The sequence below is a fragment of the Nonomuraea sp. NPDC050680 genome (assembly GCF_040654555.1).
Taxonomy (GTDB): domain Bacteria; phylum Actinomycetota; class Actinomycetes; order Streptosporangiales; family Streptosporangiaceae; genus Nonomuraea.
Genome location: NZ_JBFAIF010000041.1, coordinates 1 through 26,475 on the forward strand (window position 1 = coordinate 1; position 26,475 = coordinate 26,475).

Genomic DNA, 26,475 nt, shown 5'->3' on the forward strand with positions numbered 1-26,475 from the left:
CACGACGCGGCCAGGGCCGGTCGACAAGCTCAGCTGCCGCGTCTGGACGAGGTCGGCGGGCATACACACCGCCGGGCGGGGCCGAGTGGCCGGGGTATTGGCATCCCCAACGAATTACAGGTAAAAGCGCATGTCACCGACCCTATGCCTCGTCTGGCGCTCGCCGCAACCGATTTATTCGCCCGCGTTTCGTGCGGGCACGTCGCTCTATGCTCCCGCCGACACCCGTGCGCGCCGACAACCCAAGCCCATCTCCTACGGCCGCCCCTCTCCTCAGCGGACAAGACCAACGAGCAAGGCGTGCCACTGCGCCTCCGCCTGCCCTGCACTCCATCGGTCGCTTCCATCGACGATCCGCCTGTTCGACCCGTTTCGAGTGCGTCGGATGAACCGCTGCCCGCCCGCCTGGCACAGCTCGTAGAAGGCGCTGGCGCACTCGCAGGTCCACGCGATGACGCGCACGTGGCCGTTGTCACGGGGCGCGTTCCACGCCAATCGCTGGGGCATGCGACTGCGCGGGGGACACGTGCGGACTCCTGCAGTGGGGAGGAAACCACGCTTGATCAACCGTCCAGGACGCGCCGGTGCACCTCATCTCGCGCTCTCGCGTCCTTGCCGCACAGGCAGACGGGTTCTTTGGGGGCCGACGCATGTGCCCGGCCAAGGCCGGTCATTCTGTCCAGCGTCTCCGCGTGGGCACGCTGACAATGGGGTCAAGGGGTCACGCTGAGAGGCGTCAGCCAGTGGATCTCTAGGTCTTCTTGTAGGTAGTCCATGCGGTGCTGCTGGAAATGTGCGAGTTCGGGACGCGCGAGATGCGCGCGCAGGTCGTCGGCGGACCGCCACAGTTCGTAGAACACGAACGTGCTGGGATCCGCCACGTCGCGGTGAACCTGGTACTGCATCGAGCCAGGCTCGGCCCTGGTCGGCTCCACGAATGACAGCAGCAGTCGCTCCAGCTCATCGGCCCGCTCGGGCTTTGGCCGGGCGAAGCCGTAGATAGCGACCGCCCCATCTCCTTCAGGTACGACGATTTTCATACCTGAACGCTAGCCATCGGTGAGGTATGATGCAAATCGTACCTAGGAGTGAGTCATGGATCTGGGCAAGGTGTTCCGCGCGCTGGCCGACGACTCTCGTCGCCGGGTCGTGGCCGAACTCGCGGCCGATCCCGAAGGCCGGGAGCGTGCCTGCGGCTCGTTCGACCTGCCGGTGAAGAAGGCCGCGCGCACGCATCACTTCCGGGTGCTGCGCGAGGCGGGGCTGATCATGCAGCGTGACCACGGCAACGGCAGCGCCGTCTCGCTGCCCAGGCAGGACATCGAGCGTCATCTGCCCGGCCTGTTGGTGCTCCTGGCCGAGGAGTTGGGGTCCGGCAGCAGGGCGGGCAGAACAGGGAGCGCTACTGCTGATTAGCTCACCAGGACACTTACTTCGGCTGCCAGCGGGCGATCTTTTTGGCGGCGAGCGTGGCGCCGATGCGGGTGTAGAAGCGCTGCGCCGCCTCGTTGGACTCGGCGACTTCCCAGCGGATCACCTTGCCCTCGGCGGCCTCGGCCGCCGCGCGCATCAGCTGCTCTCCCACGCCGTGGGCCCGTTCGGCGCCGGTCACGTACAGGTCGTCCAGGTGGAGGTAGTTCTCGCCGGACCAGAAGCTGATCCGTTCCAGCCAGGAGACGTAGCCGACGGCCTGGCCGTCCCGTTCGGCGATCAGGTAGGTGATCTCCGGGCGGGCCAGCATCTGCTGCAGGCCGGAGACGCTGACAGTGATGGCCCACGTCTGGTCTTGGTGCTCGGCCAGCCCGCGGATGAGGGCGTGCACCCGGGCCGCGCCCCGCAGCAGGTCGGCCACGTCAGCCAGGTCCGGACGGGTCTGTCCGGGCCGTGCCCCCGCCTGCAGCACTCCCATCATCTCCGCTTCGTGCCGCGCCCGGTGGTCGCGGGGATAACAGGCCAGCAGCCGCCGGTAGCGGGCTTCGAGCGGGCTCATGCCGTTCCCGCCGAGCCGATCGCGCGCAGGCGTGCGGTGGCCGCCTGGGCATGCCTGCGCATCCGCTCGGCCTCCGCTGCCAGTCTCGCCGCACCGTCGCCGGTCAGCCGGTAGTAGCGGCGCACCCGGCCGTCGACGATCTCCTCTCGGTCCTCGGCGATCAGGCCCTCTTCCTGGAGGCGGTCGAAAGCGGCGTACAAGGTGCCGGCGCGCAGGCGGACCTGGCAGTCCGAGATGCGCTCCACGTCGGTGATGACGCCGTATCCGTGTTGTGGACCGGCGGCTAGCGCGGTCAGGATCAGGAACGTCGGCTCCTGCATCTGTCTCATGTGATCAATATATACCGGTCATCTACCTATAGGTCGAGCGACCGTCACAACCATTCAAGAAGGCAGTCGGTGACCAGCGGATCGACGAGCGGCACGCCGGGGACGAGGCATGATCACACCCTTAGCGCGGCGGCTCGATGCCCAGGGCCGCGCAGGCACCGTCCACGGCCGCCCGGCGGAGCTCGTCCTTCGGCACGTCGGTGAACTGGATCGTGCAGTCCTGGAGGCCGCCGAAGGCGATCACGGCCCGGGTGGCCTGTTCGAGCGTGGGTTCGGGGCCGTGCAGCAGCATCGTCAGCCGCCTGCGCCAGCCCAGCACGAGGTCGATCAGGCCCAGGTCCGCGAGTGTGGTCAGCTCGCTGAGCATGAGCACCATCACTTTGCGGTGGCGGTAGTGGAAGTCGAAGTAGCCCTCCAGCAGGGCGCGGGGCTCGACCTCGTCCAGTGCCTCCTGGCCCGTCAGGAACGCCTCTTCTTCGTCGATGATCGGCTGCACGATGCTGCGGACCAGGTCCTCGCGTGAGGAGAAGTGGTAGTAGAGCGCCGGCTTGGTGATGCCCAGCTGGTCGGCGATCTCCTGGAGGCTGGTCCGCTGCACACCCCGCTGGGTGAAGAGCTCGCGGGCGACGTCCTGGATGCGCTGCTTGGTGTCAGAGGGCCGAGGCATGCCGCGAGTCTATCTGACTTAACGATAGGTAAGTAACCATGTTACGCTTACTTACCGTTAAGAAAGGAAGGGTGCCCATGCGGATTCTCATCTCCGGGGCCAGCGTCTCCGGTCCGGTGCTGGCGTACTGGCTCACCAGGCGCGGCTTCTCCGTCACCGTCGTCGAGCGCGCGCCGACTCTGCGCAAGACGGGCGGCCACGCGGTCGACCTGTTCCGGCCCGCGATGAACATCTCGGAGAAGATGGGCGTGCTCCCGCGCGTCGAGGAGCGGGCCACCGACGCGAACCGGATGAACATCTACCGCGAGGGCGCGCGGCGTCCCGTCCGGGTGGACCTGTCCAAGATCTATGGTGCCGCCTCCGACCGGCACGTCGAGATCATGCGCGACGACCTGAGCGAGATCTACTACGACGCCGCGCGCGACGACGTCGAGTACATCTTCGGCGACTCGATCACCGCGATCTCGCCCGACGGCGAGGTGCGGTTCGAGAACGCCGCGCCGCGCCGTTTCGACCTCGTCGTCGGCGCGGACGGGCTGCACTCCAACGTGCGCCGCCTCATCTTCGGCGAGGAGTCCCGCTTCAGCGCCTTCATCGGGGCCTACCTCGGGGTGCTGACCCTGCCCAACGCCTCCGGCCTCGACGGCGAGCTCCTCATGCACGTCGGCGTCGGCCGCACTGCCGGTATGTACGCCGCGCGGCACCTCGGCGAGGCGCGGGCGATCTTCCTGTTCCGGAGCGAGCGCGAGCTCGATTACCACCACCGCGACGTGCCCCGGCAGAAGGAACTGCTGCGCGGTGCGTTCGGCGGCCTGCACGCCGACGTGGACTGCTGGCTGGACGAGCTCGACCGCACCCCGGCGTTCTACTTCGACTCGATCACGCAGCTCCGCATGGACACCTGGTCGCGGGGGAGGGTGACGCTCGTCGGCGACGCGGGCTACTGCCCCGGCCCTGCCGTCGGCGGCAGCACCAGCCTGGCCGTCGTCGGCGCGTACGTCCTCGCCGGAGAGCTGGCGCGGGCGGGCGGTGACCACGAGCGCGCCTTCCCCGCCTACGAGCGCGCGATGGCGGAGCACGTGCGCGGCAGCCGCGCTGTCGCTCTGAGCGCGGCGAAGACCCTGATCCCCACGTCCCGCCTCGGGGTGCGGGGACTGGTCCAGGGCGCCCGCCTGATCTCCGCCCTGCCCGCGGGGCCCAGCCGCGCCCTCCTCCACCTCACCACCAAGAGCGCACGCCTGTTCAACTCCATGACCGTCGACGACTACCCGGCGTCGCTCGTCGCCTCAGGAGGCCGGGGGGCGGCCTAGAAGATCAACGCTCTTGGTCGAGTTGCCGCTCGAAGCCCGAGACCATGGCTCGCAGTCCCGTCTTGAACCACTCGTCGTAAAACGCCGCCGCGGTGACATCGCTTTCCGCCGCCGTGGTGCCCGGTGGGGTGCCGACCTGGGCCAAAGCGTGGCCTAGGACATAGACGGCTACCGACTGGATGGCGGTGAGTGCGGCCTGGCGTGGGATTGCCGCTGCCTCGAAGCGGTCCAGCAGCCCGGCCAGCAGTTCCAGGCCAAGGTCGATGTCCACCGGGTGGGTGGCCAGCAGGGGTACGGCGGGCGGATGGCCGAGCAGCATCCGCCGGTAGGAATCCGCGAACCGGGCCAGCGCCTCGGGCCACGGCGTGCCGGCGTCGAGGTCGATCACCGCCTCGGCGAACAGGTGGTCCACCACCGCGGCGAGCACCGCGTCCCGGTTCGGCAGGTGGCGATACAGGGACATGGCCGCGACCCCGAGCTGGGTGCCGAGCCGGCGCATGGTGAGCGCGTCGAGCCCCTCGGCGTCCAGTATCTCGATGGCCGCGGCCACGATCCGTTCGCGGGTCAGGACGGCCGGCCGTCCCCTGCCGCGCCGGGGTGCGGACTGGTTCATCCGCCAAGGGTAACGATCAGCGTGGTCGCCAGCATGAGCAGGGACAGAGCGCCCACCAGCAGGTGCTGAACGTCGATCACCACGTCATGTCCCTCGGTCGGCAGGATTTTGAGCGTTCTGCCGTACTCGCGCTGGTACGTCTCCCGCTGCGCGGCCGTGGCGGTGCCGAAGTAGGGGAGCCACCAGTTCCACAGGTGGCCGCCGACTATGACCACGCAGAGTGCGGTGGCGGCGAGCAGCGACCAGGTCTGGTGCAGCGCGACCCCGGCCGCGATCAGTAACGGGAACGGGTAGTTGATGCCCGCCGCGAGCACGCGCTGTCCGACGTTGCCGGGCCGCAGGTCGTTCAGCGGAAACATCGGCACCCACTCGGTCACGACGAGCCAGCCGAGCCAGACGAAGGGGACGGTGATCGCGATGGTGGTCATGGCGCTTACCTCCTGGTTGATTTTGAGTACGTTGTAAGCTTACGTCGTACACAAAATCAGCACAATAGGGTTGCCCGCGATCGGGCCGCTGCGACATGCTCGGAAGATGATTGACGATCGGCGTATGGTGCGGATCTCCAAATACCTGTCCAAGCACCTGCGTCATGAGCCCGGGCGGATCGGGATCGAGCTGGACGAGCGCGGCTGGGTGGACGTCGACGTCTTCCTCCGGGCCGCCGCCTCCCATGGGTTCCCGATCGACCCGGCCGATCTGCAGCGGGTCGTGGCAGGCAACGACAAGCAGCGGTTCGCCCTTGAGAACGGCAGGATCCGGGCGAACCAGGGGCATTCCATCGAGGTGGACCTCGACCTGCCGGTGGCGGCGCCGCCCGCGTACCTTTACCACGGCACGGTGGCGAGGAGCCTGCCCGCGATCCGGGCCGAGGGACTGCGGCCGATGAACCGCCACCACGTCCACCTGTCGCCCGACCGCGAGACGGCGACGCGGGTGGGGGCGCGGCGGGGCAAGCCGGTGGTCCTGCCGGTGGACGCCTGGGCGATGCACGAGGCGGGACACGAGTTCCGGGTCAGCGCCAACGGGGTTTGGCTGGTGGACGAGGTGCCACCGACGTATCTCCGGTTCCAGGGCTGAGGGCTTTCCGGGCTGACCGGTCCCTGGGACCGACCGGTTCCCGGGCTGACGTCTAACTTTCGTCAGGGGTGGTCCTGGACGGTCGGCGGATCTTTTCCGGTCCGCTGATTTCTACCGTCGACACTATGAAACGCAAGCTCATCGGCGCCCTGGTGGCGGCAATGGCCCTGACCATCGCGCTGACCGCCCCCGCCACCGCCTCGACTGAACAGACGGTGCCGACCCCGGCCGCCATCGACGCCTACCTCGCCAAGGTCATGGAGTCCACCGGGCTGCCGGGCATGTCCGTCGTGGTGACCCACAACGACCGAGTGATCCATGCGGCCGGCTACGGCCAGGGCTCCGATGGCAAGCCTGTCACCGCCGACACCCCCATGCGCGTCGCCTCCCTCAGCAAGTCGTTCACCGCCATGGCCGTGATGACGCTGGTCGACGCGGGCAGGATCAAGCTCGACGAGGCGGTCGCCCAGCAGCTGCCCGGCTTCCAGCTGGCGGACCCGCGCGCCACGGCGATCACCGTACGTCAGCTGCTCGACCAGACCTCCGGCCTGTCCGACACCACCCTCGACATCAACGCCCTGGAGGAGACCACCTCCCTCGCCCAGTACGTGGACCGCCTCAAGACCGGCGCGCTCGCCACCGACCCCGGCACCCACTGGGCGTACTGCAACGTCAACTACGACCTGGCCGCCCGCCTGGTCGAGGTCGTGAGCGGGCAGAGCTTCGACGACTACCTGAAGCAGCACGTCTTCGCCCCGCTCGGCATGACCCACAGCGCCCTGCGGAGTGAGGTGGTCCGGCCGTCGGACGGTTACAACTCGGTGTTCGGCGCCTGGCTGGCGCGCCCCGAACTGCCCGGGTTCCTCGACGGCAGCGGCTCCGGCGGGGTCATCACCACCGCCGCCGACATGGGCGCCTGGCTGGTCAGCCAGAACGGCAAGGGCAAACCGCTCGTATCCCCCCAAAGCCTGCGGACCATGCACACCCCATCCAAGATCAGCGACTATGGCATGGGCTGGGCCCTCGACAGTGACACCAAGCTGCTCGTGCACTCCGGCAACCTTTTCACCTACACCGCCGTCGAGGCGATCTCCCCTGAGACCGGCTACGGCTTCGCGGTCATGACCAACAGCGCGGCCCTCACCGACGACACGTACGCCGTCGCCACGGGCCTGTTCGCGATGACCCAGGGGCGGACGCCGGAGCTGCCGGGTGGTGATCGGCAGACGTTCGAGCTGGTGCTGGGCCTCATCGGGCTGGCCGCCATCGGGCTGGGCATCCTGGGCGTGTGGCGGTCACGACGCTGGGCGGCCGGGCGGGCCGGGCGTCCCGGGTGGCGGATCGCGCTGCGGATGGTGCCGGTACTGCTGCCGGTCGTGGTGCTGGCGGCGTACCCGGACCTGATCTCGGTCATCTCGAACGGGCGGACGATCACCTGGGCCCAGCTCACCTACTTCCCCGCACCGTTGACGATCACCCTGGCGGTCGCGGCGCTGGCCGGCATCGCCACGGCGCTGATGCGGATCGTCCGGCTGCGGGAGCGCAAGGCTGAAACGACTCCGCAGGTCATCCCGTCTGGGTCGATAAGGTCTGGTAGGTGAGAAACGGCGCGATTCTGGCGGTGGTCGCGGGGGTCAGTCTGGTCAACGGGCTGCACCTTGACCACATCCCGGTTTGGCGGCAGCTGCTGTTCGCGGTCGTCGCCGTGGTCGCCTACCTGCACGGCAGGCATCTTCCAGTACGCCGGGACTGGCTGGTCCTGGGGGTGGTGGCGATACCCGGCGTCGTGGAGCTGGGGGTGAGCCTCTGGGACGGGGTGGGCGGGCTGATGGCCATGGCGCTGTTCGCGGTGCTGCCCTGGCTGGCGGGGCGCTTCCGGCGACAGCAGGCGGAACTGGTCGAGGCGGGCCGCCAGCGGGTCGGTCAGTTGGAGCGGGAGCAGCAGTACACCGCCGAACGCGTCAAACTCCATGAACGCGCCCGCATCGCCGCCGACATGCACGATTCGCTCGGGCACGAGCTGGCGCTGATCGCGCTGCGGGCCGGGGCCCTGGAGCTGGCGGCCGACATGAACGAGACGAACCGGGAAGCGGCCGCCCAGCTGCGGGCCTCGGCGGTCACGGCCACCGACCGGCTGCGCCGTACCATCGGGCTGCTGCGGGACTCGGGCGGCGCCCCCACGGACCCACCGGACGAGTCGATAGAGACGCTGGTGGAGCGGGCCGGGCGGGCCGGCATGGCGGTGACCCTGTACCGCGACGAGCGCTCGGCGGTCCTGCCGCCGCTGCTGGACCGGGCCGCGCACCGGGTGACGCAGGAGTCCCTGACCAACGCCGCCCGGTACGCGCCGGGCGCCGAGGTCCGTGTCACCATCGAACGCGACGCCGACATGGTCGCCGTCACGGTCACCAACGCACCCTCGCTCACTGAAGCGCAGTCCACAGGCGGCGGTGGGACCGGGCTGGCCGGCCTGCGGGAACGGGTCCGGCTGCTGGGCGGCACGCTGGAGGCCGGACCGACCGGACCGGGCGCGGCGAACCGCCCAGGCGCGGGGGACGGGTCGCGCATCGGTGGATTCACCGTCATGGCCCGGTTGCCATGGCCGAAAGAGTCCGACACAGGAGACAACGCATGATCCGAGTCCTGCTGGCCGACGACGAGCCCATGGTCCGGGCCGGGGTGAAGTCGATCCTGGCCACCGACGCGGGCATCGAGGTGGTCGCCGAGGCCGCCGACGGCAGGGAGGCCGTCGAGCTGGCCCTGGCGCACCGCCCGGACGTGGCGATGCTCGACATCCGCATGCCCCGCCTGGACGGCCTGTCCGCCGCCGCCGAGCTGCGGGCCGCGCTTCCGGAGGTGGCGGTGGTCATGCTGACCACCTTCGACGAGCGCGAGTACGTGGCCAGGGCGCTCGCGGAGGGCGCGGGCGGCTTCCTGCTCAAGGCCGCCGACCCGCGCGAGCTGATCATCGGCGTCCGGGCGGTCGCGGGCGGCGCGGCGTACCTGTCGCCCCGCATCGCCCAGCAGGTCATCGCCGAGCTGAGCGACGGCAGGCTCACCCGGACCACCACCGCCCGCAGGCGGACCGAATCCCTCACCCCCCGCGAGCGCGAGGTGCTGGCCCTCGTCGGCCGCGGCCTGTCCAACCAGGACATCGGCCGCGAGCTGTTCGTCTCGGAAGGCACGGTCAAGGCCCACGTCAGCGCCATCCTCCTGCGCCTGGAGGTGAACAACCGCGTCCAGGCCGCGATCATCGCCTACGAGGCGGGGCTAATGAGCTGACTCGTCGTACGGCAGCAGGCCCGGCGCGGTGTTGTGCACCTGCTGGAAGATGACCGACGTACGGAACCCGGCGATCTCCCGCCGCTTGCTGAGCCGGTCGAGCAGGAAGGCGTGCAGGTGGTCCAGGTCCTGGACCGCCACGTGCAGCAGGAAGTCGTCCCCGCCCGCCAGGACGAACACGCTCAGCACCTCCGGCTGCTCGGCCGCCGACTGCTTGAACGTCTCGATGACGGTCCTGCTGAGCGGGCGGACCTGGACGGAGACGAGCGCCTGGACGCTGCGGTTCAGTGCCGCCGGGGCGATGTCGGCGTGGTAGCCGCGGATGACGCCGCGCCGGGTGAGGGCGCGGACGCGTTCCAGACAGGTGGAGGGGGCGACGCCCAGCTGTCTGGCCAGTTCCCGGTTCGATTGCCGCGCATCTGTTTGAAGAAGCCGAATGATTCCCGAATCAAGTTCATCCACATCGGCATTATGTCGCCGGAACCAGCCAAACGTTCGCCAGAAGGGCGGCGCCGCCACGCGTTCGGCTAATTTCGGCGGGTATGTCGCAACAAACGAAAGGCCACCTGAGCGCCGGTCAGGGCACGGCGATGCTGCTGGGCGGCGTACTCGGACCGGGCATGCTGGTGCTGCCCCAGCTGGCCGCGCAGGCCGCGGGCCCGGCGTCGATCCTGGCCTGGGTGGGCCTGCTGGCGTTGAGCGCACCGGTGGCGATCACCTTCGCCACGCTCGGCACCCGCCACCCGAACGGCGGCGGCGTGGCGGCCTTCACCGGTCTCGCGTTCGGCGGGCGGGCCGCCGCGGTGGTCGGCTGGTGGTTCTACGGCGCCGTCCCCATCGGCATCGTGGCCGGCGCGCAGGTGGGCGCGGTCTATGTGGCCAACACCCTGGGCGTGGACAAGACCGTCGCCGCCGCCACCCTCCTCGCCGCCGCCTTCCTCGCCAACCTCGCGGGCCTGCGCACCTCGGGACGGCTGCAGGTGACCATGGTGCTCCTGCTGATCGCGCTCCTCGCGACGGCCGTCGGCACCGCCGCGCCGCACGCCAGCGCCGCCAATTTCACCCCGTTCGCCCCGTACGGCATGGCGGGCGTGATCTCCGCGGCCGGAGTGCTCTTCTTCGCCTTCGTCGGCTGGGAGGCCGCCACCCACCTGTCGGCGGAGATCACCGACATCAGGAGGGCCACCACGGTGACCCTGATCGTGATCTCCGTCCTCTACCTGAGCGTCTCCATCACCTCGATCGCCGTCCTGGGCCGAGCGGCGCCGCTGTCCGCCCTGCTGGAGACCGGAATCGGCGCCGCGGCCGGCCCGATCAGCACCGCGGCGGCCATAGCCCTGACCTTCGGCGCCATCAACACCTACATAGCCGGCGCCGCCCGCCTGGGCGCGTCCATGGCCGGGAGCGGATCCCTGCCGCGCTGGTTCGGGAAGGGCGGCACACCAGGACGAACCCCCAGCCGCAGCCTGGCCCTCCTGGCGACTCTGACCGCCCTGATCATGCTGCTGCCGGCGGACCTGGACACCCTCATGAGAGCCACCTCGGCCTGCCTGGCCGCGGTGACCACCGCAGGCGTGGCGGCGGCCGTCCGCATTCTGCCGCCGGGCAGGCCGCGCAACACGGCCATCGTGGCAACTGCCCTGTCATGCATAGCCCTGGCCTGCTGCGGCACATATCTAGCAGTACCGGCGGCACTGTCGCTGATAGCCCTGCTGACGGCAAAGCCGTAACGACTGGGGGTGCGGCGGGTGGCGGGCAACCCGCACTTGTCGTACAAGAAAGGGAAAGAGACCCCTCACCGAACGGAAGAGGGACGCGATGACCGACTACGCAAAGGCGAGAGAGCTCGGCGAGCAGGCCCGCGAGAAGGAGTGGACCCGCCCGAGCTTCGCCAAGCAGCTGTTCCTGGGCGATCTCCGCCTCGACCTGGTCTACCCGGCCCCCACGCTGGCCGAGGAGGCGGCCAAGCGCGGGGAGGATTTCGTCAGGGCCGTCCGGCGCTACCTCGACGCGCACGTCGATCCCGCCGAGATCGAGCGGACCGCGCAGGTGCCCGACGAGGTGGTCAAGGGGCTCGGCGAGCTCGGGGCGTTCGGGATCACGATCAGCGAGGAGTACGGCGGGCTGGGCCTGCCCTACCTGTACTACTGCCGCGCGCTCATGCTCGTCGGGTCGTACTGCCCGGCGCTGGCGACGCTGCTGTCGGCGCATCAGTCGATCGGGGTGCCGCAGCCGCTCAAGCTGTTCGGCACCGAGGAGCAGAAGCGGGAGTACCTGCCGAGGTGCGCGCGCGGCGAGGTGTCGGCGTTCCTGCTGACGGAGCCGGACGTGGGCTCCGACCCGGCGCGGCTGTCCACGACCGCCGTCAGGGACGGCGACGACTACGTGCTCGACGGCGTCAAGCTGTGGACGACGAACGGCGTGGTCGCCGACCTGCTCGTGGTCATGGCCCGTACCGGCAAGAAGATCAGCGCGTTCGTGGTCGAGGCCGACTCGCCCGGCATCACGGTGAAGAGGCGCAACGCCTTCATGGGACTCCGGGGCATCGAGAACGGCGTCACCGAGTTCGCGCAGGTCAGAGTGCCCGCCAAGAATCTCATCGGGCGTGAGGGCGAAGGGCTGAAGATCGCCCTCACCACACTCAACACGGGGCGCCTGTCGCTGCCCGCCACCTGCGCGGGCGGCGCCAAGTGGGCGGTGAAGATCGCCCGTGAGTGGGGCAACGCCCGCGTGCAGTGGGGGCGCAAGGTCGGTGAGCACGAGGCCGTCGCCACGAAGATCGCCTTCATCGCGGCCACCGCCTACGCCCTGGAGGCCGTCTGCGAGCTGACCAGCCGCATGGCCGACGACCAGCGCAACGACATCAGGATCGAGGCCGCGCTGGCCAAGCTCTACGCCTCCGAGCTGTCCTACCAGGTGCTCGACGAACTGCTCCAGATCAGAGGCGGTCGCGGCTACGAGACCGCCGAGTCGCTGGCCGCGCGGGGCGAGCGCGGCGTCCCGGTCGAGCAGATGCTGCGCGACTCGCGAATCAACCGGATCTTCGAGGGCTCCTCCGAGATCATGCGGCTGCTGATCACCCGTGAGGCGGTCGACGCCCACCTGTCGGCGGCCGGGGAGCTCATCAACCCCGACGCCTCCAGGAAGGAACGCGCGCAGGCGCTGCGGCAGGCCGGCCGCTTCTACGCCCGCTGGCTGCCGACCCTGGTCGCGGGCAGTGGCAACCTGCCCGCCGCCTACGCCGAGTTCGGGCCGTTGGCGGCCCACCTGCGCTTCGTCGAGCGGACCAGCAGGAAACTGGCCCGGTCCACCTTCTACGGGATGTCCCGCTGGCAGGGGCGGCTCGAACACAAGCAGTCCTTCCTCGGCCGGATCATCGACATCGGGGCCGAGCTGTTCGCCATCACCGCGGTCTGCGTCAAGGCCGAGGAGGACGCCCGTGACCTGGGCCGCCGGCCGTACGAGCTGGCGGACACGTTCTGCCATCAGGCGCGGCGGCGGGCGGAGGCGCTGTTCGCCAAACTCTGGGACAACAGCGACACCCAAGACACCCGGCTCGCCCGCTACGTGCTCGAAGGCCGCTACACCTTCGTCGAGGAGGGCATTCTCGACCCGTCCATCGAAGGGCCGTGGATCGGATCGCCGCAAGGCGGGGAGAGCGTGCGGAGAAAGATCCTCTGACGCGCGGTCTAGACCGGTTGTGAGGTTTTCCGCGTCCTAGTGTTTTCAAACCGAGACCAACCGGTATAGACCAGACCAAGAATAGAGGCTTACTCTGACGCAAACGCGTTGAGCTGTGACTCACGCACCGGCCGCTGGTACGGACCAGCGAGACCCGTCCGACGAGAAGGCGGTACTTCGGTGAACATGAAACTTGTGGGCGGTGCGGCTCTCGGCCTGGCGACCGTGCTGGTCCTGTCCAGCTGTGGTTCGGGGGGAAGCCCCGGTACGGGCGGCGCGGGCGACCAGAAGGCCTCGGCCGGCGGCCCGGTGACGCTCAAGATGGTCGCCGCCGACTACGGTGACGGTCCCGGCAAGCCGAACTCCGGTGAGACGTTCTGGAAGGGCGTCGTGGACGAGTTCCAGGCGGCCAATCCGAACATCAAGGTCGAGGTCCAGGTCATCAACTGGAACGACATCGACAAGCAGGTCGCCACCATGGTCCAGAACGGACAGGTGCCCGACATCCTGCAGACCGGCGACTACTCCGGCTTCGTCAAGGACCAGCTCCTCTACAAGGCCGACGAGGTCCTGTCGCCGAACGTCTCCAGCGACATGCTGCAGAAGTTCGCCGACTTCGGCAAGGTCGACGGCACCGCGTACGGCATCCCGTTCGTGTCCTCCGCCCGCGCCCTGTTCTACAACAAGGACCTGTTCCAGAAGGCCGGCATCGCCGAGCCGCCCAAGACCTGGGACGAGCTCAAGGCCGACGCCGAGAAGCTGAAGAAGGCCGGCGTCAGCCAGCCCTTCGGCCTGCCGCTCGGACAGGAGGAGGCGCAGGGCGAGTCCTTCCTGTGGATGCTCGGCAACGGCGGCGGCTACAAGGACGCCGCCGGCAAGTGGGCGATCAACTCCCCGCAGAACGTCGAGACGTTCACCTACCTGAAGGGCCTGGTCAACGCCGGGCTGACCACCCCGAACCCGGGCACCAAGGACCGCAAGACGGTCTGGGAGGACTTCGGCGCCGGCAAGGTCGGCATGGTCAACGGCGGCCCGATGTCCATCCCGATCTTCGACGCGGCCGGGCTGAAGAACTACGGCGTCGCGCCGATCCCCGGCAAGTCCGGCCCGCTCGACACCACCCTCGGTGTCATGGACTGGATCATGGCGTTCAACAAGAACGGCCACGCCGCCGAGATCAAGAAGTTCTTCGACTTCTTCTACACCGGCAGCGCCGCGCAGAAGATCAGCGACACCTACAAGCTGCTGCCCGTGACCAACGGCGGCATCAAGAAGCTGTCGGGCGACGAGAAGCTCAAGCCGTTCCTCGACGCGCTGCCCAACGCCAGCTTCTACCCCTTCCAGGACCCGAAGTGGGCCGAGGTGAACCCGCAGATCAAGCAGACCATCGGCGGGGCCGTGAAGGACGACCCGGCCAAGGTGCTCGGCGAGCTCCAGAAGACCGCCGACGCCGGCTGATCAGTCGGGGGCCCGTACGGCCGGCGCTTCGCGTCCAGAGCGCCGGCCGTACCGTTACGGAAGGTTCCGCATGAGAAGGTTCCGCGTCCTGGAGCCCCTGGCCTGGGTCGGGCCCGCTGTTGTGCTGATCGCGGTGGTCGTGCTCTGGCCGGTCTACGAGATGATCCGCTCGTCGTTCCTGAAGATCAGCCGGTTCGGCGTGGTCCAGGGCGGGAACGGTGTCGCGAACTACGAGAAGCTGTTCGGTGAGAAGGACTTCGCGGACATCATGGTCCGCAGCGTGATCTGGGTGGTCGCGGTCGTCGCCCTCACCGTGCTGATCTCGCTGGCCCTGGCCCAGCTGTTCAACCAGCGCTTCCCCGGCCGCAAGATCGCCCGCTGGGCGCTGATCGCGCCGTGGGCGGCCTCGGTGCTGATGACGGCGATCATCTTCAAGTGGATGCTCGACCCGGAGGTCGGCGTCATCAACCAGATCAGGCTCAAGCTCGGCCTGATCGACGCGATGGGCGGCGCCTCGGCCGACCAGCTCGGCGACGCCTCGACGGCGATGCCGTGGCTGGTGTTCGTGGCGGTGTTCGTGTCGGTGCCGTTCACCACGTACGCGCTGCTGGCCGGTCTGGCGACGATCCCCAATGACGTCTACGAGGCGGCCAAGATGGACGGCGCCACCCGGTTGCGGACGTACTGGTCGATCACGCTGCCGCTGCTGCGCCCCGCCCTCACCGTCGCCGCGCTGATCAACGTCATGAACGTCTTCAACAGCTTCCCGATCATCTGGGCGATGACGCACGGCCAGCCCGGATACTCGACGGCGACCTCGACGATCCTGATGTTCATCCTCAAGGGCTCCAACATCGGCGAGTCCGCCGCCATGTCGGTCGTCAACTTCGGCATGGTGATCATCCTGACCGCGATCTTCCTCAGGGTGTCCCGCTGGAACAAGGAGGTGGCGTGATGACCGTCAAGACGGCGCCGGCACTGTCCACTCACCACCACGCCAAGCCGCCCCGCCCCGCCGCGCGCAGCCTGCCCAGGATCAAGACGGTGATCGTCGCGGGCAGCGCGTACGTGATCGCGTTCATCTTCCTGTTCCCGTACCTGGTGATGCTGCTGACCTCGCTGCGTCCCCAGGAGACGCTGCGCGACGTGACGGTCTTCCCGTCGCAGTGGGAGTGGTCGAACCTGACCAACTTCTGGACCAGCGGGCTGGCCGGCAACCTCATGGTCACGCTCAAGGTGGCGGCGGGTTCGACCCTTTTGGTGCTGCTGGTGGCGCTGCCGGCCGCGTACTACTCGGCCAGGCACAACTTCAGGGGGCGCACGGCGTTCCTGATCCTGGTGCTGATCACCCAGATGTTCCAGCCGACGGCCATGCTGGTCGGCATCTACCGGGAGTTCTTCCAGTTCGGGCTGGTGGACTCGATCTGGTCGCTGATCCTGGTCAACGGCGGGTTCAACCTGGCATTCGCGGTGTGGATCCTGAACGCGTACTTCTCCTCGATCCCGCGCGAGCTGGAGGAGGCGGCGTTCATCGACGGCAACGGGCGGTTCGGGGCACTGTTCCGGATCACGCTGCCGCTGGCCATGCCCGGGGTCATCACCGCGCTGATCTTCACCTTCATCGCCGCGTGGAACGAGTTCGTGGTGGCGTTGACGCTGACCACGACACCGGCGAACCAGCCGCTGACGGTGGCGCTCAACTCGTTCATCGGTCAGTACCAGGTGGACTGGCAGAACCTCTTCGCCGGCTCGGTGATCGCCACCATCCCGGTGATCATCCTCTTCGCTCTGATCGAGCGAAAGGTGGTAGGAGGTCTGACGGCGGGCTCCATCAAATAGCCGGCCACGACAGCCATCTCCGCCCGGGCCCCTCCTCCACCGGCCCGGCCCCTCAGCCGCCCCCGCTCGCCGGTGGCGGCTGAGGTGGTTACTGGGGTACGCGGGCGACGCAGAAGACGGTCTGACCGAAGGGCGGCCGGATGAAGCGCTCGATGAGGCGCGTGGCCGGGACCACCGTCCGGTCGTAGATCTTCACGAGTCGCGGATCCGGATAGCCCACGCCGCCCCGGCGGACGGCGGCCCACCAGGCGATGCCGCCCAGGAAGTTGATCGGCTTCAGCACCTCGGCCTCCAGCCCCGCCTTGGCGACCGTCGCGCCCAGGGTCTTGGGGGTGTAGCGCTGGACGTGCCCGACCTTGCGGTCGAAGTCTCCATAAAGCTGCATGTAGCCGGGCACCCAGATGATGATCCGGCCGCCGGGCTGCGTGACCCGGGCCAGCGAACGCAGCGCCTCGGCGTCTTCCTCGATGTGCTCCAGGACGTTCATCATGATGACCGTGTCGACCTTGTCCTCAAGCGGGATCTCGGTCGGCAGCCCGAACTGCAGCACGTTGATGTCGTCGCGCCCCTCGAAGCGCTTGCGGAGCTGCTCGACGCAGTAGGGGTCGAAGTCGCTCACCACGAGCCGGTCGAGGCGCGGCAGGAACTGCTCGGCGAAATGGCCCAGCCCGGACCCGATCTCCAGCATCGAACGGCCGACATGCGGGGCGACCATGTCGAACTCGTACTGCCGATAGTTCTTGGCCTCGTCCCCACCTAGGTGGTTCTCCAGGGCCTCGTCACCGGCCGCCGGTTGTACTACACGGTCATACCCAGAAGACATAGTGCCGTTCCTTCGAAGGGCTCATGGATTTGTGCGAGTCTAATGCCCCAGCAGCGCCGATGGTCACCTGATGGGTCAAACGCCCTTCCCTGAACCCCCTGTGATGCGGTGAAATCTGACTCGTTCATGGACGACGACGAGGCCATCAGCCGCTCACTTGACGGCGACCTGTCCGCCTACGAGGCGCTGGTCGCCCGCTACAGCGCGCTCGCCCACCGCACCGCCGCCATGTTCGGGGCGGGGGACGAGGCCGAGGACGTGGTGCAGGAGGCGTTCGTCAAGGCGTTCAGGCACCTGTCGACCTTCCGCAGGGACGCCCCTTTCCGGCCGTGGCTGCTGCGGATCGTGGCCAACGAGACGCACAACCTGACCCGCTCGCGCGGGCGCAGATCCGAGCTCGCCGTACGACTCAGCGCCACGGCCGACGTCAAGGCTCCCGACGACCCCGAGGGCTCGGCCGTCGCCACGGACCGGCGCGCCCGGCTGCTGGAGGCGGTACGCCACCTGCCGGAGCGGGAACGCCAGGCCGTCGTCTGCCGGTACTTCTTACAGCTGACGGAGGCGGAAACCGCCCAGGTGCTCGACTGGCCGCTCGGCACCGTCAAGTCCAGCACCCATCGCGGCCTCGCGCGGCTCAGGGAGGAGGTGGGCAATGAGCTCGCATGACGACGACCTGGCCGCCGAACTCACGGCCCTCGCCGACTTCCTCGACGTCCCCAACCCACCGCCGGGCGACGTGGCGTCAGCCGTCCGCGCCCGCCTGGAGCCCACCCCTGAAACCAGTCCCCGCCGCAAGCGGCGCGCCAGGTGGCAGATCGTGACAGCCATCGTCCTGGCCGTCATAGCCATCACCGCCGCTACCCCGCAGGGCCGCGCCGCCGTGCGCGCGATCCTCCACTATGCGGGCATCGAGCTACGCCTGAGCGATTCCACCCCCCAGCCCATCGCCACCCCCACCCCGCTGCCAGGCGAGCACACGGTGGCCCCGGCGGACCTGGCCAAGCAGGCGAAGTTCCCCGTCAAGACCCCCACCGCGCTGGGCACTCCCCAGCGCGCCACGGTGAGCGACAACGGCCGCGTGGCGTCGATGTTCTGGCCCGGCGGCATTCGCCTGGACCAGTTCGACGGCACGGCCAGCCCGTACTTCTTCAAGACCTTGGGCCCACCCTGGCCCGAGAACATCCAGGTCGGGGGCATCACCGCCTGGTGGCTCGGCGGCTCGCACCCCCTCGGCTACATCAAGCGCGAGGACGGCACGTCGGTCCCCCTGCGCCAGGCCGAACCCACCCTCATCTGGCAGTCCGGCACCACCGGCTACCGCCTGGAAGGAGCCGGCACCAAGGAGCACGCCGCCGAGATAGCCGCCTCACTCCGGTGAGGCCAGCCAGTCGTCGATCTCCTTCAGCAGTTCCTTGCGCACCCCCTCGGGCGCCGTGGACGCCCTGATGGACTGCCGGGCCAGCTCGGCGATCTCCTCATCGCGAAAGCCGTAGACCTCCCGCGCCAGCTCGTACTGCCGCAACAGCCGCGCCCCGAACAGCAACGGGTCGTCGGCACCCAGCGCGATCGGCACCCCCGCGTCGAACAGCCTGCGCAACGGCACGTCCGCCACCCGCTCGGCGACGCCCAGCCCCACATTCGAGGTCGGGCACACCTCGCAGCAGATCTGCCGCTCGGCCAGGCGCTGCATCAGCCACGGGTCCTCCGCCGCCCGGACCCCATGCCCCACGCGATCCGCGTGCAGGTCGTCCACGCACTGCGCGACGCTGCGGGGCCCGAGCAGCTCGCCCCCATGAGGTACGGCCAGCAGCCCCGCACGCTTGGCGATCCGGAAGGCCCGCTCGAACTCCCTGGCCGCGCCGCGCCGCTCGTCGTTCGACAACCCGAAACCGACGACCCCCTTGCCCTGGTACTGGACCGCGAGCCTGGCCAGCGTGTTCGCGTCGAGCGGGTGCTTGGTGCGGTTGGCCGCCACGACCACCGCGATCCCGATGTCCGCCAGAACGGCGGCCTGGGCGGCGGCGTCCAGCATGAGCTCCAGCGTCGCCGTCAACCCGCCGAACCGTGGCGCGAACCCCGACGGGTCAACCTGGATCTCCAGCCACCGCGACCCGGCCGCCGCCTCGTCCTCGGCCGTCTCCCGCACCAGCCGGTAGACGTGCTCCGGCCGCCACAGCACCGACCTGGCGATGTCGTACAGTCGCTGGAACCTGAACCACCCACGCTCATCGGTCGCGCGCAGCTGGGGCGGCCAGTCCTGCTCCAGCGCGTCGGGCAGGTGCAGGCCCTGCTCGCGAGCCAGCTCGATCAGCGTCGAATGCCGCATCGAGCCGGTGAAGTGCAGGTGCAGGTGAGCCTTGGGCAACTGGTCAAGCGGGCGTGGCATTTCCATATCTTGCCACTCAACCTGTCTGCCCGTTCGTGCGTTGGGAGGGGCGAAAGGGGACCCCGCCATGACGGATGAAGACGAAGCGGCATTCGACGAGTTCCTTGCCGCACGCAGCACCTCGTTGCTACGCACCGCGATCCTGGTCTGCGGAGCCACCCACCACGACGCCGAGGACCTGGTCCAGCACGCTCTGGAGAAGGTCTACCGGCACTGGTCCCGGATCCGGCACGACAACCCCGAGGCGTACGCGCGCAAGGTCCTCGTCAACGCGGCGATCAGCCGGGCTCGGCGGCGGCGCGTCGTGCAGGAGATCACCTTCGCCCGCCCGCCGGACACCGCCGCGAAATCGCCCGACCTGGACCTGCGCGACACGCTCATCGAGGAGCTGCGCAGGCTGCCGCCGAAGATGCGGGCCGTGATCGTCCTGCGCTACTGGGAGGACCAGTCGGAGTCGGCCACCGCGTCGCTGCTCGGCTGCTCGCTCGGCACGGTGAAGAGCCAGGCGGCCCGGGGCCTCGCCAAGATCCGCGAACGCATGACCGTCGCAGAAGGAGCGATCCGATGAAGACCGAAGAAGAGGCCATCGCCGACGCCATGGCCGCGCACGTCGCCGGCGCGCACGCCGGACCGACGCTCGGCAGGGACGTGCGCCGCCGCCACCGCTCGCGCGTGCTCAGATTCCGTACGGCCGGCGCCGCCCTCGTCACCGCCCTGGTCGCGGTGACCGTGCCGGCACTGATCAACTCCGGGGAACCCCCCAAGACTCAGCACGCGGCCACCGGCCAGGACCGGGCCGTGATGGACCTGGTGACCGTCCCGGACGTCGTAGGCAAGCCCGTCGCCGAGGCGGTCGAGACGCTGAAGCAGGCGGGACTGGTCGTGGCGGACCCGGAGACGGCCACCGACACGGGTTCGGTGCGCGTCCAGGCCCCCGCCGCCGGTCAGGAAGTGACGAAGGGGACGAACATCCAGCTCACCGTCGGCCAGGAAGTCTCGGTGCCGCAGGACCTCGGTGACCTGGGCGACGGCAGGACATTCGGCGGCATCCACGTCGGCTACCTGCCCGACGGGATCGAATGGGGTAAATGGTCAGGCAAGAACGGCTTCGGCACAACCAGCTACACCACCACTTTCGTCGAGCCTGGACAGCCAGAGGGCTATTACTCCGTACAGGTCGTCGTGTTCGCGGGTGAGGCGAGCAAGCAGGTCGCGCAGCGGCTGGCGAGGTTCTCCGGCCAGGGCGCTAAAACTCTGGATATCAGGGGCAAGGAGGCTTACCTCGCGAACGTCACCGAAGGCGGAGAAGTCGCCACCGACACCACCGACAACTCTGAGGGCTCCACGAGCACCATTGGCTGGACGCTGCGCAAGGGGCTGGCGGTCGAGGTGTATATCAGCCCGGACTATGCGAAAAAGGTTGACGCGGCGGCCGAGTTGAAGAAGATCGCCGAAGGGCTCGAACCCGTTAAGTGATCAGGTGGTACGGGTGAGATCAGAGCGGGGATCTACCGTGCATGAGGCCTGAGGGCGGGACCGGCGGACAGGCGCCGCGCGCGATGCTGGCGTTCCTCGCACTCGGGGTCACCGTTTCGATCATCTATGGGCTGTTCTCCTCGGGATTCGGGCGTCTCCATCGCACACCGGTGGGGGCGCCTCCGCCGGTTCAGGCCCCGCCGGCACCGACCCGGCCGGCTCCGGCCGCGCCGGGCCGGGCCGGGCCCGTTCGGGGCCGGACCGTCACCGCTGCCATGGCGGCGCCCCGGATCGCGGTGGTCGCGCATGACTTCTGGCTCACTTACCTGCCTGCCGGGTTCGATCGCGCCGACGGGGGAGTGATCGAACCCGACCAGGGCGCCTGGGCCAGATTCGCCCCTGACAGGGGGTCAGGCGCTCGGGACAGGTTCGTCGAGGTGCGGGTCGAGCACGGCGCCGCCGCGGCCGACTGGGCCACCTACCAGCGTCGGACACCGCTACGTACGCCGAGGGACACCACCATCCGCGGCAGACCCGCGCTGGTCGGCAGACATCCCGGCGGCGGCTTGATGATCGTCTGGCTGGAGCGCACGGGCACCGGGGCGTGGATCAGGGTCAGCGAATCCCTGAGCGAAGAACTGCTTCGTGTTGCCGCCTCGGTCAAGGCTTCTGTAGGAGACTAGGGGCCTTTTCTGCGGTTTCCACTCCAAGTCATGGGGGGTTGATGCGACGCCTGGCAGCGGTGTCCCTCGTGTTCGTGCTCACCGCGTGCGGCAGCGCCGCCACGCCGGAGGCGAACACAGCCACGCCGGAACCGAGCCGGGCGAGGTCGACGATCATCTCTCTGACCTGCGGGTCCGGGGATCTCGGCATCGGCCACCTGCCCGCGGGGGTGGAGCGCGCGGGCTCGTTCGCACGGCTCAAGTCACTGCGCGAGCGGCTCAAGGTGAAGGGCGTGCGGTGGCGCAAGAACGACGAGGAGCTGCTCGTCGGTCTGGTGTGCGGGGTGCGGGGCGCCGAGCGGTTCGCCTCGCTGGTCAGCAGGTCGAGCCTGGGGGCGTACAACGGCAAGCCCGCCCTGCGCTGGCGTACGCGGGGCGGGCTGAGCAACTTCATGTGGCTGGAACGGCCGGGCATCGCGGTCTACATCGGCGCCACGCCCGGACTGACCCGCGAGATCGAGGAGGTGGCCTCGGCGGTCGGCTGACGCGGCGCGGTCAGCCGACCGCCGCGCCTGGCTGAGCTGCTCGGCCACCTGGCCCCTGCGGTCGGCTGACGCCGCGCGGTCAGTGGGCTTCCGCGAGGAGCTTGGCGAGGCGGCTGACGCCCTCCGCCAGGTCGTCGTCCCCCAGGGCGTACGAAAGGCGGAAATATCCGGGCGTCCCGAACGCCTCGCCCGGAACCACCGCCACCTCCGCCTCCTCCAGGATCAGCTCGGCCAGCTCGGCCGACGACTGCGGCCGCCGGCCGCGCAGCTCCTTGCCGAGCAGCTCCTTGACCGAGGGATAGGCGTAGAACGCCCCCTTCGGCTCCGGGCAGAACACACCGGGAATCTCGTTGAGCAGCCGGACCATCGTCTGACGGCGCCGGTCGAACGCCTCGCGCATCTCCGCCACGGCCGACAGGTCGCCGGAGACCGCGGCCAGAGCGGCCATCTGGGCCACGTTCGAGACGTTGGACGTGGCGTGCGACTGAAGGTTCGTCGCGGCCTTGACCACGTCGGACGGGCCGATCAGCCAGCCCACCCGCCAGCCCGTCATGGCGTACGTCTTGGCCACGCCGTTGACGATGACGACCCGGTCGGCCAGCTCGGGAACGGCCGTGGCGATGCTGGTGAACTCCGCTCCGCCGTACACGAGATGCTCGTAGATCTCGTCGGTGACGACCCAGAGGCCGTGGTCGGCGGCCCAGCGGCCGATCGCCTCCGTCTGCTCGCGCGAGTAGACGGCGCCCGTCGGGTTGGACGGCGAGACGAACAGCAGGACCTTGGTGCGCTCCGTGCGGGCCGCTTCGAGCTGTTCGACGCTCGCGAGGTAGCCGGTCGTCTCGTCGGTGACGACGTCGACCTGGACGCCACCGGCCAGCTTGATCGCCTCGGGGTAGGTCGTCCAGTACGGGGCCACGACCAGGACCTCGTCACCCGGGTCGAGCAGCGTGGCGAACGCCTCATAGACGGCCTGCTTGCCCCCGTTGGTGACCAGGACCTGCGACGCCTCGACCTGGTAGCCGGAGTCGCGCAGCGTCTTGGCGGCGATCGCCTGCTTGAGCTCCGGCAGGCCGCCGGCCGGGGTGTACTTGTGGAAGCGCGGATCGCGCGCCGCCGCGACCGCCGCCTCGACGATGTAGTCCGGCGTTGGGAAGTCGGGTTCTCCGGCGCCGAAGCCGATGACCGGGCGGCCGGCCGCCTTCATCGCCTTCGCCTTCGCGTCCACGGCCAGCGTGGCGGACTCGGAAATCGCGGAAATTCGGCTGGATATGCGAGGTCGGGTGGACATGGGTCCATGCTGCCACGCGGCCCGTGACCTGGGCGATCGGGTTTGGTTCGACGTAAGGGGCATTCCCCCGATACACTTTTGCCTGGTCGTGCCGCCGCATGTCGACGTGCGGTTCGGTCCAGGCAGTGAGCTGATCAGGGTAGTGTGGTTGGCGACATAGGGCACTGGCGCAATTGGTAGCGCACCGGTCTCCAAAACCGGCGGTTGGGGGTTCGAGTCCCTCGTGCCCTGCGAGTGCGGTCCGCGCAATGGCGTGTAAGCGCGCCGCATACTGCGTTGGATACGACAGATTCAGGTGAGGACTGTGGCGATCGACACGCGCGGCGAGACCGCAGGCAAGCCTAGTGGCGAGAAGAAGACCCGCACCTCGCCGGCCCTTTTCTACCGGCAGGTAGTCACCGAGCTGCGTAAGGTCATCTGGCCGACACGCAAGGATCTCATCACTTACACCACGGTCGTTCTGGTATTCGTTCTGATCATGGTTGCGATCGTGTACGGGCTCGACAGCGCGCTCGGCTGGGCCGTTCTCCGCGTCTTCGGCGGAGCCTGATCCAGACACCGACGGCGTCGCCCGACGGGGTCGCCATTCGATTCGACGAAAGAGGAAAAGTCACCGTGTCCGAATCTTCAGTGCCGGCGAACGAGTCCCACGAGGAGTGGGACACCGAGCCGGAAGAGGCCGCTGAGGCCACTGAGGAGACCGTCGACGAGCTCGACGCCGACGTTGCGGACAGCGACGAGAGCGACGAGGACGAGGTCGCCGACGAGGCTCCCACAGTCGACGAGGACGGTGCTCCCACGGTCGACGAAGACGGTGACATCCTGCCTGACGTCGACCCGGTCGAGGAGTTCAAGCGCTCGCTCCGGGGCCAGCTCGGCGAGTGGTATGTGATCCACTCCTACGCCGGCTACGAAAACCGCGTGAAGTCCAACATCGAGAGCCGCAACGTGTCTCTCAACATGGAGGACTACATCTTCCAGGTCGAGGTGCCGACGCACACCGTCCAGGAGTTCAAGAGCGGTAAGAAGGTGCCGGTCAAGGAGCGTGTGCTGCCCGGCTACGTGCTGGTGCGCATGGAGCTGACCGACGAGTCCTGGGCCGCCGTGCGTAACACGCCCGGTGTGACCGGCTTCGTGGGCCTGTCCAACAAGCCGAGCCCGCTCAACCTCGACGAGGTCGCCAAACTGCTGGCGCCCGAGCCGACCGAGGAAGCCAAGAAGTCCTCGGCCAAGGCCAGCAGCGGCCCGACCGTCGAGTTCGAGATCGGCGAGTCCGTCACGGTCATGGACGGCCCGTTCGCCACTCTGCCCGCCTCGGTCAGCGAGATCAGCCCCGAGTCGCAGAAGCTCAAGGTGCTCGTCTCGATCTTCGGCCGCGAGACCCCGGTCGAGCTGTCGTTCAACCAGGTCTCGAAGATCTAAGACGATCACGTAAGCTGATATGTCGTCCCCACGCGCGTGGACGGGGACCCCTGTGTTCTGGGGTTCCCATGCCCGTGGGGGTTTGCAACACCATTCTCAGGACCCGGAGAAGGATCATGCCTCCAAAGAAGAAGATCGCGGCCTTGGTGAAGGTGCAGCTTCCCGCTGGCCAAGCCACGCCCGCTCCGCCCGTCGGTACCGCCCTCGGTCCCCACGGCGTCAACATCATGGAATTCGTGAAGCAGTACAACGCTGCCACGGAGGCCCAGCGGGGCAACATCATCCCCGTTGAGATCACCATTTTCGAAGACCGCAGCTTCACCTTCATCACGAAGACGCCCCCGGCGCCCGAGTTGATCAAGAAGGCTCTGGGCCTCGACAAGGGCAGTGCGGTCCCGCACAAGGACAAGGTCGGCAAGCTCAGCCGCGAGCAGCTCCGCAGCATCGCTGAGACCAAGATGCCCGACCTCAACGCCAACGACATCGCGGCGGCCGAGAAGATCATCGCCGGCACCGCCCGGTCGATGGGCATCACCGTCGCCGACTAACACTTCCCGATCCGCGGGAGGGCCGTTCCCCGGCCCGCACCGCGATCCGTGGGAGAGCCGGTTTCCCGGCTCGTGCCCACACCGATCAGTGGGAGGGCCGGCACCCGGCCCGCACACCACAAGGAGACAGACATGAAGCGCAGCAAGGCGCACAAGGACGCGTCGGCCAAGGTCGACCACGACAAGCTCTACGCGCCCGTCGAGGCCGCGAAGCTGGCCAAGCAGACGTCCACCACCAAGTTCGAAGCCACTGTCGAGGTGGCGCTGCGACTGGGCGTCGACCCTCGCAAGGCCGACCAGATCGTGCGCGGCACGGTCAACCTCCCGCACGGCACCGGCAAGACCGCCCGGGTCCTGGTCTTCGCGACCGGTGACCGTGCCGAGGCGGCCCGCGAGGCGGGCGCCGACATCATCGGTGCCGACGAGCTCATCGACGAGATCGCCAAGGGCAACCGGCTCGGCGAGTTCGACGCCGTCGTCGCCACCCCTGACCTCATGGGCAAGGTCGGCCGTCTGGGCCGTGTCCTCGGCCCGCGTGGCCTCATGCCCAACCCCAAGACCGGCACCGTGACGCCCGACGTCGCCAAGGCCGTGACGGAGATCAAGGGCGGCAAGATCGAGTTCCGTACGGACCGGCAGGCCAACCTGCACTTCATCATCGGCAAGACGTCGTTCGACGAGCGCCAGCTCATCGAGAACTACGCCGCCGCCCTTGACGAGGTGCTCCGGCTCAAGCCGTCGGCCGCCAAGGGTCGTTACCTGAAGAAGGTCACCTTCTCCACGACCATGGGCCCCGGCGTCCCGGTCGACCCCAACGCCACCCGCGGCCTGACCGCCGAGCTGGACGCGTAGCGAAAAAGCCACTCTTCTAGCACCTCTTCGCACCACACAGCCCTCGCCGACTCCGGCGGGGGCTGTTGTGTGTCCGGGGGGTCGGTTCGTACGCATGGCGGCCCACAAGCGCCCGCGCCACAGACCCACCGCGCCACAGACCCACCGCGCCACAGACCCACCGCGCCACAGACCCACCGCGCCACAGACCCACCGCGCCACAGACCCACCGCGCCACAGACCCA

General features: G+C 68.7%; 31 protein-coding genes and 1 tRNA gene. 22 read left to right on the forward strand and 10 right to left on the reverse strand.

Annotated elements, in window-relative coordinates; translation table 11 throughout:
• Positions 1 to 713 precede the first annotated feature (713 nt).
• Positions 714 to 1,040 carry a putative quinol monooxygenase gene (locus AB0H88_RS51620; RefSeq protein WP_357657481.1) on the reverse strand — a complete coding sequence of 109 codons (327 nt, stop codon included), beginning with the start codon at positions 1,038 to 1,040 and terminating at the stop codon, positions 714 to 716.
• Between the two features lie 55 nt (positions 1,041 to 1,095).
• Between AB0H88_RS51620 and AB0H88_RS51625 the strand changes: the two genes are divergently transcribed.
• Positions 1,096 to 1,416, forward strand: coding sequence for a helix-turn-helix domain-containing protein (locus AB0H88_RS51625; RefSeq protein WP_357657482.1), 321 nt, complete (start codon positions 1,096 to 1,098; stop codon positions 1,414 to 1,416).
• 13 nt (positions 1,417 to 1,429) lie between these two features.
• Here the strand turns inward: AB0H88_RS51625 and AB0H88_RS51630 are convergent, their stop codons facing one another.
• From AB0H88_RS51630 to AB0H88_RS51640, 3 genes are all read right to left on the reverse strand, one after another.
• Positions 1,430 to 1,990 (reverse strand): GNAT family N-acetyltransferase, encoded by a 561-nt coding sequence (locus tag AB0H88_RS51630; RefSeq protein WP_357657484.1) that lies wholly within the window; start codon positions 1,988 to 1,990, stop codon positions 1,430 to 1,432.
• Positions 1,987 to 2,319 (reverse strand): helix-turn-helix transcriptional regulator, encoded by a 333-nt coding sequence (locus tag AB0H88_RS51635; RefSeq protein WP_357657485.1) that lies wholly within the window; start codon positions 2,317 to 2,319, stop codon positions 1,987 to 1,989. Before AB0H88_RS51635 ends, AB0H88_RS51630 begins: the two co-directional genes overlap by 4 nt.
• 121 nt (positions 2,320 to 2,440) lie before the next feature.
• Positions 2,441 to 2,986 carry a helix-turn-helix domain-containing protein gene (locus tag AB0H88_RS51640; protein WP_357657486.1) on the reverse strand — a complete coding sequence of 182 codons (546 nt, stop codon included), beginning with the start codon at positions 2,984 to 2,986 and terminating at the stop codon, positions 2,441 to 2,443.
• 77 nt (positions 2,987 to 3,063) lie between these two features.
• Between AB0H88_RS51640 and AB0H88_RS51645 the strand changes: the two genes are divergently transcribed.
• Positions 3,064 to 4,296: an FAD-dependent monooxygenase gene (locus AB0H88_RS51645; RefSeq protein ID WP_357657488.1), complete on the forward strand. Its 1,233-nt coding sequence runs from the start codon at positions 3,064 to 3,066 to the stop codon at positions 4,294 to 4,296.
• Between the two features lie 4 nt (positions 4,297 to 4,300).
• Here the strand turns inward: AB0H88_RS51645 and AB0H88_RS51650 are convergent, their stop codons facing one another.
• Positions 4,301 to 4,909, reverse strand: a complete 609-nt coding sequence (locus AB0H88_RS51650) for a TetR/AcrR family transcriptional regulator C-terminal domain-containing protein (protein WP_357657489.1) — start codon at positions 4,907 to 4,909, stop codon at positions 4,301 to 4,303.
• Entirely contained in the window at positions 4,906 to 5,337 is a 432-nt protein-coding gene (locus AB0H88_RS51655) for a hypothetical protein (protein ID WP_357657491.1), read from the reverse strand. Before AB0H88_RS51655 ends, AB0H88_RS51650 begins: the two co-directional genes overlap by 4 nt.
• Positions 5,338 to 5,446: 109 nt before the next feature.
• Here AB0H88_RS51655 and AB0H88_RS51660 point away from each other — a divergent pair, with 109 nt between their 5' ends.
• The 4 genes from AB0H88_RS51660 (at position 5,447) to AB0H88_RS51675 (ending at position 9,271) form a co-directional block, all read left to right on the forward strand.
• Positions 5,447 to 5,989 (forward strand): RNA 2'-phosphotransferase, encoded by a 543-nt coding sequence (locus tag AB0H88_RS51660; RefSeq protein ID WP_357657533.1) that lies wholly within the window; start codon positions 5,447 to 5,449, stop codon positions 5,987 to 5,989.
• Between the two features lie 125 nt (positions 5,990 to 6,114).
• Complete coding sequence (locus AB0H88_RS51665; protein WP_357657493.1) at positions 6,115 to 7,590, forward strand: serine hydrolase domain-containing protein; 1,476 nt, start codon at positions 6,115 to 6,117, stop codon at positions 7,588 to 7,590.
• Positions 7,587 to 8,624 (forward strand): histidine kinase, encoded by a 1,038-nt coding sequence (locus AB0H88_RS51670; protein ID WP_357657494.1) that lies wholly within the window; start codon positions 7,587 to 7,589, stop codon positions 8,622 to 8,624. The genes AB0H88_RS51665 and AB0H88_RS51670 overlap by 4 nt, the downstream gene beginning before the upstream one ends.
• Positions 8,621 to 9,271 (forward strand): response regulator transcription factor, encoded by a 651-nt coding sequence (locus AB0H88_RS51675; protein ID WP_357657495.1) that lies wholly within the window; start codon positions 8,621 to 8,623, stop codon positions 9,269 to 9,271. The genes AB0H88_RS51670 and AB0H88_RS51675 overlap by 4 nt, the downstream gene beginning before the upstream one ends.
• On the opposite strand, the gene AB0H88_RS51680 is transcribed toward AB0H88_RS51675, so the two are convergent.
• A complete protein-coding gene (locus tag AB0H88_RS51680; RefSeq protein WP_357657496.1) occupies positions 9,260 to 9,733 on the reverse strand; it encodes an Lrp/AsnC family transcriptional regulator in 474 nt (157 codons plus the stop codon). The genes AB0H88_RS51675 and AB0H88_RS51680 overlap by 12 nt on opposite strands.
• 80 nt (positions 9,734 to 9,813) lie before the next feature.
• Between AB0H88_RS51680 and AB0H88_RS51685 the strand changes: the two genes are divergently transcribed.
• The 5 genes from AB0H88_RS51685 to AB0H88_RS51705 all read left to right on the forward strand — a co-directional run bounded on the left by AB0H88_RS51685 (position 9,814) and on the right by AB0H88_RS51705 (position 16,249).
• Positions 9,814 to 11,001, forward strand: coding sequence for an amino acid permease (locus AB0H88_RS51685; protein WP_357657498.1), 1,188 nt, complete (start codon positions 9,814 to 9,816; stop codon positions 10,999 to 11,001).
• 88 nt (positions 11,002 to 11,089) lie between these two features.
• The gene (locus tag AB0H88_RS51690) at positions 11,090 to 12,952 is read left to right on the forward strand and encodes an acyl-CoA dehydrogenase family protein (protein WP_357657500.1); all 1,863 of its coding nucleotides are present in this window, start codon (positions 11,090 to 11,092) and stop codon (positions 12,950 to 12,952) included.
• Between the two features lie 186 nt (positions 12,953 to 13,138).
• Positions 13,139 to 14,410 (forward strand): extracellular solute-binding protein, encoded by a 1,272-nt coding sequence (locus tag AB0H88_RS51695; RefSeq protein ID WP_357657534.1) that lies wholly within the window; start codon positions 13,139 to 13,141, stop codon positions 14,408 to 14,410.
• A 70-nt stretch (positions 14,411 to 14,480) separates the two neighbouring features.
• Complete coding sequence (locus AB0H88_RS51700) at positions 14,481 to 15,365, forward strand: sugar ABC transporter permease (RefSeq protein ID WP_357657502.1); 885 nt, start codon at positions 14,481 to 14,483, stop codon at positions 15,363 to 15,365.
• Positions 15,365 to 16,249: a carbohydrate ABC transporter permease gene (locus AB0H88_RS51705; protein WP_357657503.1), complete on the forward strand. Its 885-nt coding sequence runs from the start codon at positions 15,365 to 15,367 to the stop codon at positions 16,247 to 16,249. Before AB0H88_RS51700 ends, AB0H88_RS51705 begins: the two co-directional genes overlap by 1 nt.
• Before the next feature lie 88 nt (positions 16,250 to 16,337).
• On the opposite strand, the gene AB0H88_RS51710 is transcribed toward AB0H88_RS51705, so the two are convergent.
• On the reverse strand, positions 16,338 to 17,072 hold the full coding sequence (locus AB0H88_RS51710; RefSeq protein ID WP_357657505.1) for a class I SAM-dependent methyltransferase: 735 nt from the start codon (positions 17,070 to 17,072) through the stop codon (positions 16,338 to 16,340).
• A gap of 108 nt (positions 17,073 to 17,180) precedes the next feature.
• Between AB0H88_RS51710 and AB0H88_RS51715 the strand changes: the two genes are divergently transcribed.
• Together AB0H88_RS51715 and AB0H88_RS51720 are read left to right on the forward strand one after the other, a co-directional pair.
• Positions 17,181 to 17,738 (forward strand): RNA polymerase sigma factor, encoded by a 558-nt coding sequence (locus tag AB0H88_RS51715; RefSeq protein ID WP_357657507.1) that lies wholly within the window; start codon positions 17,181 to 17,183, stop codon positions 17,736 to 17,738.
• A complete protein-coding gene (locus tag AB0H88_RS51720; protein ID WP_357657508.1) occupies positions 17,725 to 18,450 on the forward strand; it encodes a hypothetical protein in 726 nt (241 codons plus the stop codon). Before AB0H88_RS51715 ends, AB0H88_RS51720 begins: the two co-directional genes overlap by 14 nt.
• Here the strand turns inward: AB0H88_RS51720 and AB0H88_RS51725 are convergent.
• Positions 18,439 to 19,458: an adenosine deaminase gene (locus AB0H88_RS51725; RefSeq protein WP_357657509.1), complete on the reverse strand. Its 1,020-nt coding sequence runs from the start codon at positions 19,456 to 19,458 to the stop codon at positions 18,439 to 18,441. The two genes, AB0H88_RS51720 and AB0H88_RS51725, sit on opposite strands and share 12 nt — an antisense overlap.
• Positions 19,459 to 19,525: 67 nt before the next feature.
• On the opposite strand from AB0H88_RS51725, the gene AB0H88_RS51730 reads away from it, so the two are divergent.
• The 4 genes from AB0H88_RS51730 to AB0H88_RS51745 are packed head-to-tail and all read left to right on the forward strand — an operon-like array spanning position 19,526 to position 22,141.
• Positions 19,526 to 20,026 (forward strand): SigE family RNA polymerase sigma factor, encoded by a 501-nt coding sequence (locus AB0H88_RS51730; RefSeq protein ID WP_357657511.1) that lies wholly within the window; start codon positions 19,526 to 19,528, stop codon positions 20,024 to 20,026.
• On the forward strand, positions 20,023 to 20,934 hold the full coding sequence (locus tag AB0H88_RS51735; RefSeq protein ID WP_357657513.1) for a PASTA domain-containing protein: 912 nt from the start codon (positions 20,023 to 20,025) through the stop codon (positions 20,932 to 20,934). The genes AB0H88_RS51730 and AB0H88_RS51735 overlap by 4 nt, the downstream gene beginning before the upstream one ends.
• Positions 20,935 to 20,975: 41 nt before the next feature.
• Positions 20,976 to 21,617, forward strand: coding sequence for a hypothetical protein (locus AB0H88_RS51740; RefSeq protein ID WP_357657514.1), 642 nt, complete (start codon positions 20,976 to 20,978; stop codon positions 21,615 to 21,617).
• Between the two features lie 41 nt (positions 21,618 to 21,658).
• The gene (locus tag AB0H88_RS51745; protein WP_357657516.1) at positions 21,659 to 22,141 is read left to right on the forward strand and encodes a hypothetical protein; all 483 of its coding nucleotides are present in this window, start codon (positions 21,659 to 21,661) and stop codon (positions 22,139 to 22,141) included.
• 79 nt (positions 22,142 to 22,220) lie between these two features.
• Here AB0H88_RS51745 and AB0H88_RS51750 read toward each other — a convergent pair whose 3' ends face one another.
• Positions 22,221 to 23,429: a pyridoxal phosphate-dependent aminotransferase gene (locus AB0H88_RS51750; RefSeq protein ID WP_357657517.1), complete on the reverse strand. Its 1,209-nt coding sequence runs from the start codon at positions 23,427 to 23,429 to the stop codon at positions 22,221 to 22,223.
• A 158-nt stretch (positions 23,430 to 23,587) separates the two neighbouring features.
• Between AB0H88_RS51750 and AB0H88_RS51755 the strand changes: the two genes are divergently transcribed.
• The 5 genes from AB0H88_RS51755 to rplA all read left to right on the forward strand — a co-directional run bounded on the left by AB0H88_RS51755 (position 23,588) and on the right by rplA (position 26,251).
• Positions 23,588 to 23,660 (forward strand) — tRNA-Trp (locus AB0H88_RS51755).
• A gap of 73 nt (positions 23,661 to 23,733) precedes the next feature.
• On the forward strand, positions 23,734 to 23,979 hold the full coding sequence (gene secE / locus AB0H88_RS51760) for a preprotein translocase subunit SecE (RefSeq protein ID WP_225294001.1): 246 nt from the start codon (positions 23,734 to 23,736) through the stop codon (positions 23,977 to 23,979).
• A 65-nt stretch (positions 23,980 to 24,044) separates the two neighbouring features.
• On the forward strand, positions 24,045 to 24,851 hold the full coding sequence (gene nusG / locus AB0H88_RS51765) for a transcription termination/antitermination protein NusG (RefSeq protein ID WP_357657519.1): 807 nt from the start codon (positions 24,045 to 24,047) through the stop codon (positions 24,849 to 24,851).
• A 116-nt stretch (positions 24,852 to 24,967) separates the two neighbouring features.
• The gene (gene rplK, locus AB0H88_RS51770) at positions 24,968 to 25,399 is read left to right on the forward strand and encodes a 50S ribosomal protein L11 (protein WP_357657536.1); all 432 of its coding nucleotides are present in this window, start codon (positions 24,968 to 24,970) and stop codon (positions 25,397 to 25,399) included.
• A gap of 132 nt (positions 25,400 to 25,531) precedes the next feature.
• The gene (gene rplA / locus AB0H88_RS51775; RefSeq protein ID WP_357657521.1) at positions 25,532 to 26,251 is read left to right on the forward strand and encodes a 50S ribosomal protein L1; all 720 of its coding nucleotides are present in this window, start codon (positions 25,532 to 25,534) and stop codon (positions 26,249 to 26,251) included.
• Positions 26,252 to 26,475: the final 224 nt, after the last annotated feature.